Source organism: Aquisalimonas lutea (genome assembly GCF_030409225.1).
Taxonomy (GTDB): Bacteria; Pseudomonadota; Gammaproteobacteria; order Nitrococcales; family Aquisalimonadaceae; genus Aquisalimonas; species Aquisalimonas lutea.
Genome location: NZ_JAUFPK010000005.1, coordinates 515,611 through 525,512 on the forward strand (window position 1 = coordinate 515,611; position 9,902 = coordinate 525,512).

A 9,902-nucleotide genomic window follows, 5' to 3' on the forward strand; every position below is an offset into this window, starting at 1 on the left:
CCGTTTGTCGTTCGGGGAGGTAGGGATGAAGTTCATGTGCGTCGCGCGGCTGGATGATACCGACGAGCACGTCTACGAGACCGCCGCCCAGGTCGGCGAGCCCGCCGTGCCGGGCAGTTTCGCCTTCACCTTCTCGGACCGGGATCCGGCCACCTTCGAGGGCAAGGAGAAGCAGGCGTTTCGCCACGGTTTCCTGGGAACGCGGTCGTTCGGGCGTGCCACGGTCGTGGCCGTGGCTGATATCGACGAAGGCGAGTTCAAGAGCGTAATCGAGAGCCTGGCGCGGCATTTCGTCAGCGAGTACGGCGCTCCCGGCCTTGAGGAAGCACTGCCGGTGGCGCGGGAAGAGGCGGAATACGCGGCCAGCCTGTGCGAGCATGAGATCAATACGCTGCTGGCGGTGGAGCGCGCGGTGGACGAGCAGGGCATCCACGAGGCGTTCAAGACCGTCCAGCCACGGGCCAACTGGGAAGGCGAAGGCAAGCCCGTGCGGGTGTGGGATTTCTTCCGCGAGGAGGAGTAGCCCAGCTCGCGTGCCCGGGTTGCTGGACCCTGGGGTGGTTGTTGCGTTTTGGCGCCCGGCGTCCGACGATGCAGGCGAGGTAACCAGGAGAAGCCCATGAGCGACAAGCAAGACGACGCGGTGAAGGTGGATCCCGAGGCGCTGTCCCGGTCCATGCTCGAGGTGGCCGGGAAGAGCCAGAAGCTGGTCCAGGACTTCCTCTCCCGCCAGGAGTCCGCGGAGCTCGTGAGCCCGGATGACACCCGCCACCTCATGAATCTGTTCCAGGATTTCTATGCCCGCCTCATGGCGGATCCGGTGTCGCTGACCCAGGCGCAGATGCAGTTCTGGCAGGACTACATGTCCCTGATGCAGAACACTGGCTTGCGCATGCTCGGTCTGGACGCCGAGCCCACCATCACGCCGGCCCCGGGGGACAAGCGCTTCAAGGACGCGCAGTGGGAGGAGAATCCGCTGTTCGACTTCATCAAGCAGTCGTACCTGCTGACGGCGGACCATATCCACCACACGGTGGGCAGCGTCGAGGGCGTCGACGACAAGACGCGGCGCAAGGTGGATTTCTATACCCGGCAGTTCGTCAACGCCATGTCGCCGACGAACTTCGTGGCGACCAATCCCGAGGTGCTGCAGAAGACCATCGACACCGGCGGCCAGAACCTCCTCGACGGGCTGAACAATCTGCTGGAGGACCTGGAGCGGGGCAACGGCGAGCTCAAGATCCGCATGACCAACCCCGATGCCTTCGAGGTGGGGCGCGACGTGGCGATCACCCCCGGGTACGTGGTCTACCAGAACGATCTCATGCAGCTCATCCAGTACACGCCCACCACCGAGAAGGTGCACAAGCGCCCGGTGATCATCACGCCGCCGTGGATCAACAAGTTCTACATCCTCGACCTCCGGCAGCAGAATTCGGTGGTTCGCCACCTGGTGGACCAGGGGCACACGGTGTTCATGATCTCCTGGCGCAACCCGACAGCGGAGCTGGCGGACAAGACCTTCGACGACTACATGCTCGAGGGGCCGCTGTCGGCAATGGACGTGGTCGAGGAGATTACCGGGGAGTCGGAGCTCAACCTGGTGGGCTATTGCCTCGGCGGCACGCTGACCGGGTGCACCCTGGCCTACTGCGCCGACCGCGGTGATACCCGGCCGCACAGCGCTACCTTCTTCGTGACCCTGCTGGATTTCGAGAGCCCCGGGGACCTGGAGCTGTTCATCGACGAGGAGCAGCTGGAGTCGCTGGAGAAGCAGATGAACGAGCGCGGCGTGCTCAAGGGCAGCCAGATGGCCACGGCCATGAACATGCTGCGCGACAACGACCTGATCTGGTCATTCTTCGTGAACAACTACCTCCACGGCGAGGACCCGTTCCCGTTCGACCTGCTGTACTGGAACCAGGACTCCACCAACATGCCGGCGCGGATGCATTCCTTCTACCTGCGCAACATGTACCTGCGCAACCTGCTTCGCGAGCCCGGGGGCATTACCCTCAACGGGGTGCCCATCGACCTGTCGAAGGTCGAGGTGCCGGCCTACTACATCTCCGCCAAGGAGGACCACATCGCCCCGTGGCGGGCCACCTACGCCGGGGCCAGGCTGCTGTCCAGCAACGTCCGTTTCACCCTGGGCATGTCGGGCCACATCGCCGGCATCGTCAATCCGCCGGCCAAGAACAAGTACGGCTACTGGACCAGCCCCCGTGCCGGAAAGCTGCCCGAGTCGCCCGACGACTGGCTGGAGAAGGCGGAATTCCACGAGGGGTCCTGGTGGCCGGACTGGCATCGCTGGCTCGGCCAGAAGGGGGGCGCAAAGGTCGCCGCCCGCGAGGTGGGCAGCAGCAAGCACCCGCCCATCGAGCCGGCGCCCGGCAGCTACGTCCGGGAGCGGCACGACTGAGCCCGCGCTCGGCCGCTTCCCGGGCGCCGCCGCCCGCAGGTCGTCAACGGACGACGAACACCGAGATGTCGGCATGCCTGGCCACGTAGCCGGCGTTGGAGCTCATGAGATGGAGCTTGTCCGCCACGCCGGGTACGTGGGACGCCATGATGATCAGGTCGGCGCCGATCTCCCGGTACGTGGCAAGAAGCTTGTCATCCAGCTCGACAGCCGGATCGGCCGAGACGATGACCTTCGACGACGTCTGAATGCCGTGCTGCTCGCCCTGCTCGGAAGCGAATTGCGCGAGTCTCCGCGTGAACTCCTCGCGGGTGTGTGCGGCCTCCGTCGGAGCGCTGGGCGTGACGGCGACATAGTGCACGATGGCGTTGTAATGGCGCGCCAGATCGATGGCGGTGTTGAGTGATTTCCCCAGCTTTTCGACGTGTTCCAGGTCCACCGGAACCATGATTGCGTGGTACATGCGGGTTCTCCTTTGCTTGCTTGTTGGGCCGAAGGTGGTATTGACGCACCCTGCCCGTTCCTGCCGCCGATCGTCTTGATCTGGCACAAGTAAAGGAGATTCTCCTTGGGACACTAGTACGCGCTGCGCGTGGATCCGGGCCTGCGCCGCAGGGTCCGGGCGCCGAGGCGGCGCACGGGGCGGATGGACAGCCCGACCAGCAGGGCGAGGGCAGCCCAGCGCAGCCATTGCGGCAGCCATTCCCCGGCGGCGCCGGCATGCGGCGCCACGGCGAGGCCGGTGCCGGCAATGGCGGCGTCCAGCGCGACGCCGAGCGCCACCGTGCTGGCGACGATGGCCGCGAGATAGACGAGCAGCGTCGCGGTACCGAGCTCCTTGCGGTAGGCGCCGAGGGTGGCCAGGCTGGTCACCGGGCCGGCCAGGAGGAAGACCAGCACCGTGCCCGGCGAGATGCCGGCAAAGAGCATGGCCGCTGCCACCGGGGTCGCGGCGGTGGCGCAGATGTACATGGGCACGCCGATGACCGCCATGAGCAGCATGGGCAGCAGGCCGCTGCCCACGGAGGCCAGCGTCTGCGGCGGGAAGAAGGTCATGAGGATGCCGGCGACCAGCAGCCCGGCGAACAGCCAGCCGCTGATGTCGTCGAGGAGCGTGGTGAACGCATAGCGCACGCCGTCCTGCAGCCGCCGGCCAAGCGGGGACGCCGCCGTTTCGCCCCGGCTGCAGCAGTCATCGTCGCCGGCCCCGGCGCTGCAGCAGTCGTCATCGCCGGCCCCGGTGCCGCAGCAGTCGTCATCGCCGGCCCCGGTGCCGCAGCAGTCGTCGGCCGGTGCGGTCTTGCCGGGGGCCGGCGCCGCGGCGGTGGTGCCGAAGCGGGCCACCAGGAGACCGGCGGCCACGGCGGTGGCGAACGCGCCCAGGACGCGTCCCGCCAGCATGACCGGCCCCAGCAGGGCGTAGGTGATGGCCATGGAGTCCACCCCCACCCCGGGCGTGCTCACCAGGAAGGCCGTGGTGGGGCCGCGGCCGGCGCCGCTGCGGTGAAGCGACAGCGCCGTGGGGATGGCGCCGCAGGAGCAAAGGGGCAGGGGCGTGCCGGCCACGGCGCCGCGCAGGACCGCAGCAGGGCCGGCGCCGCCCAGCCAGCCGCCGAGGCGTTCCTGCGGTATCAGGGCGCGCACCAGTCCGGCGGCCAGGAGCCCGAGCAGCAGCCAGGGTGCCGCCGACAGCGCCACCGAGGCAATCTCCAGCAGGTTGAACGTCATGCCGCCCTCTTCGATCCCGTGTACCAGTCAGTCTAGGGGACAGGCCGGACGGAACACTATTACACGCGGCGATCGGCCGCGCGCCCTTCGAGTGCCTGGACGAGATCGTCGATCAGGTCCTCGGCGTCTTCCAGGCCGATGGACAGCCGGATCTGCGTGTCCGGAATGCCCCGGCGGTGCCGTTCGCCGCGATCCAGGCCGGCATGGCTGGTGAGCGCCGGCTGCGTCGCCAGGCTCTCCACGCCGCCGAGGCTGGGTGCGTTGAGAAACAGGCCCAGGCCGTCCACCACGCGGGTCGCCGTCTCCAGGCTGCCGTGCACGTCCAGCGTGAGCATGCCGCCGAAGCCGGTCATTTGCCGCGCTGCCACGGCGTGATCCGGTGACGACGGCAGACCGGGGTAGTGGACCCGCTCGACGGCGGGGTGGTCCGCCATGGCCTCCGCGATGCGCAGCGCCGTGGCGTTCTGCTCGCGGACGCGGACATGCAGGGTGGCCAGGCTGCGCCCGAGCAGGGCGGCGGTCTCCGGCGCCGGCGTCTGCCCCAGCTGCCGGCGCCAGACGTCGACCTCGTCGATGACCGCGCTGGACCCCATCGCCGCCCCGGCCGTGAGGTCGCTGTGGCCGCCCAGGTACTTGGTGGCACTGTGCACCACCAGGTCCGCGCCGAGATCCAGGGGCCGCTGGTTCACGGGGGTCGCGAAGGTGTTGTCCACCATCAGCCGCGCCCCGTGGCGGTGCGCCTGCGCGGTGAGGGCATGCAGGTCCTGGATGCTGAGCTCCGGGTTGGTGGGGGATTCGGCGATGACCAGCCCGTAGCCGTCGGCCAGCAACGCATCCAGCTGATCGCCCTGGTCGGGCCGGAGGAGCCGCGTGGCGATGCCGAGCTGCGGCAGCTGATCGCTCAGCAGGCCCAGCGTGCCGCCGTAGGCGTTGCCGAGGCAGACGATGCCGCCGCGGCCCAGGGCCAGGCAGGCGGCGGAGATGGCGGCCATGCCGGCGCCGAACACCAGGGCGGCTTGCGCGCCCTCGAGGGCGGCGAGCTGCTTTTCCACCGCGAACAGCGTGGGATTGCTGCCGTAGCGGGTGTACAGGGCGGTGTCGTGGGGGTTGCTCTCCGCGGAGCGCAGGTCGCTCGTGGTGGGGAACGCGAAGGTCGTGGTGTTGTATATCGGGGGGCGGGCGGCGCCGTGCGAGTCCCGGAGTGCGCCGGCATGGACGCAGTGGGTCGCGAACCGGTGTCCCTCGGCCATGGGCTGTCTCCGTGAGCGGTTCATGGGCAAGAAGAGCCGGCCCTGCGGGAAGGCCGGCCCGGGAACCGAACGATGTCAGAAGGCCCAGACGATGGCAAGCAGCAGGCCCCAGGCGATGACGCTGGCGGCCATGACCGTGTACGTGATGGACATGGCGACCACGTCCTCCTTGACGTGGCACAGCCCGCGGATGCCCTGGTAGACGATGCTGCACGACAGACCCAGGGTGGCCAGGGCGATGACGGCCACCACCGGCAGGCTGGGAATGAGCAGCGCCAGGGCGGACAGCCACAGGGGAATCGGGGCGATGGCGGCCAGCAGGTAGGCATCGTGGACACTGATCCGTGCCTCGCGGGTGTTGCCCACCTCGTAGATCAGCCATCCCATCACCGCGAACGTGAGCAGCTCCGCCAGGAAGAAGATGGTGGTGATGAACTGCCATTGCTTGTCGGCGAAGCCGGCCCCGAATGCCTCGCCGTACTGGGTGCCCGCGTAGTAGAGCATTACCGGCGGCACCAGGGACAGCGGCAGGACGATGAAGCTCACCAGCGCGATCAGCGAAGGCTGCCGCCGCCGCAGCTCGTCCCAGCCGCTCGCGGACGAGAAGGGCAGGCGCAGGATGCTCGCGGGGGACATGGCGATCTCCTTTGCTTTATATCATCTAATGATATAATTAGTCGATAAAACCATGCCTGTCAAGGAGGTTGCCGTGGCAACTGATGCCTCCCGCGCCGAGGGCACGCTGACAGCCGAGGATTTCCGGCGTCTTTCCGCCTTCCGCTACCAGTTGCGGTGCTTTCTCCGTCACAGCACCGATCTGTGCCGGGCGCACGGCCTGACCTCGCTGCAGTACCAGCTGCTGCTGCACATCAAGGGCATGCCCGACCGCGACTGGGCGACCGTCGGGGAGCTCGCGGAACGCCTGCAGGCCAAGCACCACGGCACCGTGGCGCTGATCGACCGCTGCGCGGAGGCCGGCCTGGTGGAGCGCCGGGCCAATGATGCCGACCGGCGCTACATCCAGGTCCATCTGCTGGACGAGGGCGCCCGCCTGGTGGAGCGCATCGCCGAGCTCCACCAGCCCGAGCTCCAGCACCTGCGCGACGAGCTTCCCGTGCCCATCCTGCCCGGCGGTGGTTACTGACCGTCCCGGAGTCTTGTCAGGCCGTGGCAGTCTGCCCGCTTTCCCGGCGCAGGGTCCGAGCAGCGGCCACCATGTTCCGCAACGCCGGACGGACGTCCTCCCACCGGCGGGTCTTGAGCCCGCAGTCGGGGTTGACCCACAGGCGCTCCGGCGGGATGCGCCCGGCCGCCGCCCGGAGCAGCTGCTCCATGGCTTCCTGCTCCGGGACGTTGGGGCTGTGGATGTCGTAGACGCCGGGGCCGATCTCGTTCGGATAGGCGAAGCCCTCGAAGGCGTCCAGCAGCTCCATGTCCGAGCGCGACGTCTCGATGGTGATGACGTCGGCGTCCAGGTCGGCGATGGCGGCCATGATGTCGTTGAACTCGGCGTAGCACATGTGCGTGTGGATCTGGGTGTCGTCCCGGACCACCGCCGTAGCAAGCCGGAAGGCCCGTACCGCCCAGTCGAGATAGGCGTCCCATTCCGCCCGGCGCAGCGGCAGGCCCTCGCGCAGGGCCGGCTCGTCCACCTGGATCATGCCGATGCCCGCCGCCTCCAGGTCGGCGACCTCGTCGCGCAGCGCCAGGGCGATCTGGAACGCCGTGTCGCCGCGGGGCTGGTCGTCGCGCACGAACGCCCACTGGAGCATGGTCACCGGCCCGGTGAGCATGCCCTTGACCGGACGGTCCGTCAGGGACTGGGCGTACCGGACCCAGTCCACCGTCATGGGGCCGGGGCGCGCCACGTCGCCGTAGATCACCGGGGGCTTCACGCAGCGGCTGCCGAAGGACTGCACCCAGCCGAAGCGGGTGAAGGCGTAGCCGTCGAGCTGCTCGCCGAAGTACTCCACCATGTCGTTGCGTTCCGCCTCGCCGTGGACGAGCACGTCCAGGCCGGCGGCCTCCTGCTCGCGGATGGCCTCGGCGATGCACTCCTTCATGAAACGGCGGTACTCGTCGGCGGAGATGCGCCCGTTGCGGTACCGGCTGCGTACGCGCCGGATCTCCGCGGTCTGCGGGAAGGAGCCGATGGTCGTGGTCGGGTACCGCGGCAGGGCGAAGCGCTGCTGCTGGGCCCCGGCCCGGCGCGGATAGGGCGAGCGCCGCCGGAACATGTCGTCGCCCAGCTGCCGCATGCGCTCGCGGACCTCGGTGCGCACCACCTGCTCCGAGCGCCGGCGCGCCTGCACGGCGCGGGCACTCGCGTCCAGCTCGTCCCGGACCGAGGCGGGACCCTGGTTCAGGGCCTGTCCCAGGGTGGCGAGCTCGTCCAGCTTCTCGGTAGCGAACGCGAGCCAGGAGCGCAGCTCGTCGTCCATGGTGTCTTCGGGGGCCAGGGAGACCGGCACGTGCAGGAGCGAGCACGAGGGCGCCAGCCACAGGCCGTCGCCGCGGGCGTCGTGGAACGGCGCCAGCCGGTCCGTGAGCGCCTGCAGATCCGCCCGCCAGACATTGCGGCCGTCGATCACCCCGAGGGACAGGACGCGGTCCCGGGGCCAGCGCGCGGCGACCCGGTCCACCTCGTCGGCGGCGCGCACGGCGTCCAGGTGGAGTCCGTCCACCGGCAGCCGGGTGACGGTTTCCAGGTTGTCCCGCAGCGGCCCGAAATAGGATGTCAGCAGGATGCGCGGCCGTGCCGTGCGGGTCCCGAGCTCGCCGTAGGCGCGCTCGAATGCCACGCGCCAGTCCTGCGCGAGATCCAGGGCCAGGGCGGGCTCATCCATCTGGATCCACCGGGCGCCGGCCTGGTGCATCTGCTCCAGGAACGAGCGATACAGCGGAATCAACGCCTCCAGGGAATCCAGGGCCTCGGCCGACGCGCCCTTGCACTTGCTCAGGTGGAGATAGCTCACCGGCCCGAGCACCACGGGCTTGTACGGCACGCCCAGCTCCCGGGCCTCGTCGATCTCCGCAAGCCACTTCTCCGCGTTCAGGCTGAACCGGGTCGCATCCTCGAGCTCCGGGACGATGTAGTGGTAGTTGGTGTCGAACCACTTGGTCATCTCCGCGGCCGTCGCCGGGGCGCCCTCCGGTGCCCGGCCCCGGGCGACGCGGAAGTACTGATCCCGCTCCGACAGGCCGGAGCCGTCGCGGAACCGGGACGGCACGTGGCCTAGCAGGAAGCTGGTGTCCAGCACGTGGTCGTAGAGCGAGAATTCCCCCACGGGCAGCCAGTCCAGCCCGGCGTTGTACTGCAGCATGAGGTTGTGGCGGCGCAGCTCCGAGGCCGTGCCTTCCAGGGATGCGGCGTCGGTCTCGCCGCGCCAGTACGCCTCCAGGGCGAACTTGAGCTCGCGCCCGGGGCCGATGCGAGGGAAGCCGAGGTTGTGCAGCGTGGCCATGAGGGATCCTCCCGTTGCCGTAGTCCGTGAAACAGCTTCACCTTAACGGAGGCGTTACATGAACAAAAATAGCCTTGTTTCCAATATATATGAAAAAAAATAATGTAAATCGGGTGATTGCAAACCCTGTTGCGAAGGAATCGTGTTGCACGTTCCCGGGAACGGGGACGCGGCAAAAACCGCGCTCCACGTCCGCCGGCGGGACGCCGCGACGGGCGGCCTGCGGGGAAGGGAAGGGGCGCCGGTCAGCACGGAGGCTCGTCGCGCCCGGCAAGCAGACGCCAGGCCTCGGCCGACCCCTGGAGCAGTCCCAGCCCGTGGCGGGACGGGGGCGGGCACGGGTCCGCCAGTGCCCGGCCGGCAACGTCGGCGGATGCCGGCGTGAAGTAGACCACCACGTCGCAGTGAAGCTGCCCCTCGGAGACGTGCCGCACGAACAGCCCCATGTCCCCGGGCTCGCCGCGCCGGCCGAACGCCGCGGCGAAGGCGCGCTCGATGCGGTCCAGCTCGATCCCCGCGGTAAGGGCGTCGCCGAGGTTCACGCAGTACCATTGGCTCATGCCGGATCTCCCAGCCGCGCGCTGGTCTCCGCGTCAGGATAGACGTGCTGCCGGTGCTCGTCCCGCGCCGATGCGCGGTGACGATCCCCCAGCGCGAGCCGCGCCGTGTTGGCGAGCACGCACAGCGTGCTGATGCCCATGGCGGCGGCCGCGACCGCCGGGTGAACGAAGCCGAGCACCGCCGTCGGCAGCGCCAGGAGGTTGTAGCTCATCGCCCAGGCCAGGTTCTGGATCATGCCCCGGCGCGCCACCCGGGCCAGCCGTAGGGCTTCGGTAACCTTGTGGACGCCGCCGGGCAGGAGTGCCGCGGCCGCGGCCCGGGCGGTGGCATCGGCGTCGCCGACGGCCAGCCCCAGCTCGGCGGCGGCCAGCGCCGGCCCGTCGTTCTGGCCGTCGCCGACGAATGCGGTCCGCTGACTCGCCTGCATGGTGCGGATGATGGCGAGCTTGTCCTCGGGCGTTTGCCCGTGGGTCACAT

The 9,902-nt window shown here is 69.0% G+C and carries 10 protein-coding genes; 3 read left to right on the forward strand and 7 right to left on the reverse strand.

Annotated elements, in window-relative coordinates:
- The first annotated feature begins 25 nt into the window (after positions 1-25).
- Positions 26-523, forward strand: coding sequence for a DUF6505 family protein (locus QWY84_RS16700; RefSeq protein ID WP_290204035.1), 498 nt, complete (start codon positions 26-28; stop codon positions 521-523).
- A gap of 96 nt (positions 524-619) precedes the next feature.
- The gene (locus QWY84_RS16705) at positions 620-2,422 is read left to right on the forward strand and encodes a PHA/PHB synthase family protein (protein WP_290204036.1); all 1,803 of its coding nucleotides are present in this window, start codon (positions 620-622) and stop codon (positions 2,420-2,422) included.
- Positions 2,423-2,465: 43 nt separating this feature from the next.
- Here QWY84_RS16705 and QWY84_RS16710 read toward each other — a convergent pair whose 3' ends face one another.
- From QWY84_RS16710 to QWY84_RS16725, 4 genes are all read right to left on the reverse strand, one after another.
- Entirely contained in the window at positions 2,466-2,885 is a 420-nt protein-coding gene (locus tag QWY84_RS16710; RefSeq protein ID WP_290204037.1) for a universal stress protein, read from the reverse strand.
- Between the two features lie 113 nt (positions 2,886-2,998).
- Positions 2,999-4,150 carry an SO_0444 family Cu/Zn efflux transporter gene (locus tag QWY84_RS16715; RefSeq protein ID WP_290204038.1) on the reverse strand — a complete coding sequence of 384 codons (1,152 nt, stop codon included), beginning with the start codon at positions 4,148-4,150 and terminating at the stop codon, positions 2,999-3,001.
- A 59-nt stretch (positions 4,151-4,209) separates the two neighbouring features.
- A complete protein-coding gene (locus QWY84_RS16720; RefSeq protein ID WP_290204039.1) occupies positions 4,210-5,400 on the reverse strand; it encodes a trans-sulfuration enzyme family protein in 1,191 nt (396 codons plus the stop codon).
- 75 nt (positions 5,401-5,475) lie between these two features.
- Entirely contained in the window at positions 5,476-6,036 is a 561-nt protein-coding gene (locus QWY84_RS16725; RefSeq protein WP_290204040.1) for a Yip1 family protein, read from the reverse strand.
- Positions 6,037-6,109: 73 nt separating this feature from the next.
- Here QWY84_RS16725 and QWY84_RS16730 point away from each other — a divergent pair, with 73 nt between their 5' ends.
- On the forward strand, positions 6,110-6,544 hold the full coding sequence (locus QWY84_RS16730) for a MarR family winged helix-turn-helix transcriptional regulator (RefSeq protein ID WP_290204041.1): 435 nt from the start codon (positions 6,110-6,112) through the stop codon (positions 6,542-6,544).
- Positions 6,545-6,560: 16 nt separating this feature from the next.
- Here the strand turns inward: QWY84_RS16730 and metE are convergent, their stop codons facing one another.
- The 3 genes from metE to QWY84_RS16745 form a co-directional block, all read right to left on the reverse strand.
- Positions 6,561-8,864 carry a 5-methyltetrahydropteroyltriglutamate--homocysteine S-methyltransferase gene (gene metE / locus QWY84_RS16735; protein WP_290204042.1) on the reverse strand — a complete coding sequence of 768 codons (2,304 nt, stop codon included), beginning with the start codon at positions 8,862-8,864 and terminating at the stop codon, positions 6,561-6,563.
- Positions 8,865-9,109: 245 nt separating this feature from the next.
- Positions 9,110-9,424: a hypothetical protein gene (locus QWY84_RS16740; protein WP_290204043.1), complete on the reverse strand. Its 315-nt coding sequence runs from the start codon at positions 9,422-9,424 to the stop codon at positions 9,110-9,112.
- Positions 9,421-9,902 (reverse strand): HAD-IC family P-type ATPase (locus tag QWY84_RS16745; protein ID WP_290204044.1); only part of this gene is annotated, 482 nt, incomplete at its 5' end. The genes QWY84_RS16745 and QWY84_RS16740, both read right to left, overlap by 4 nt.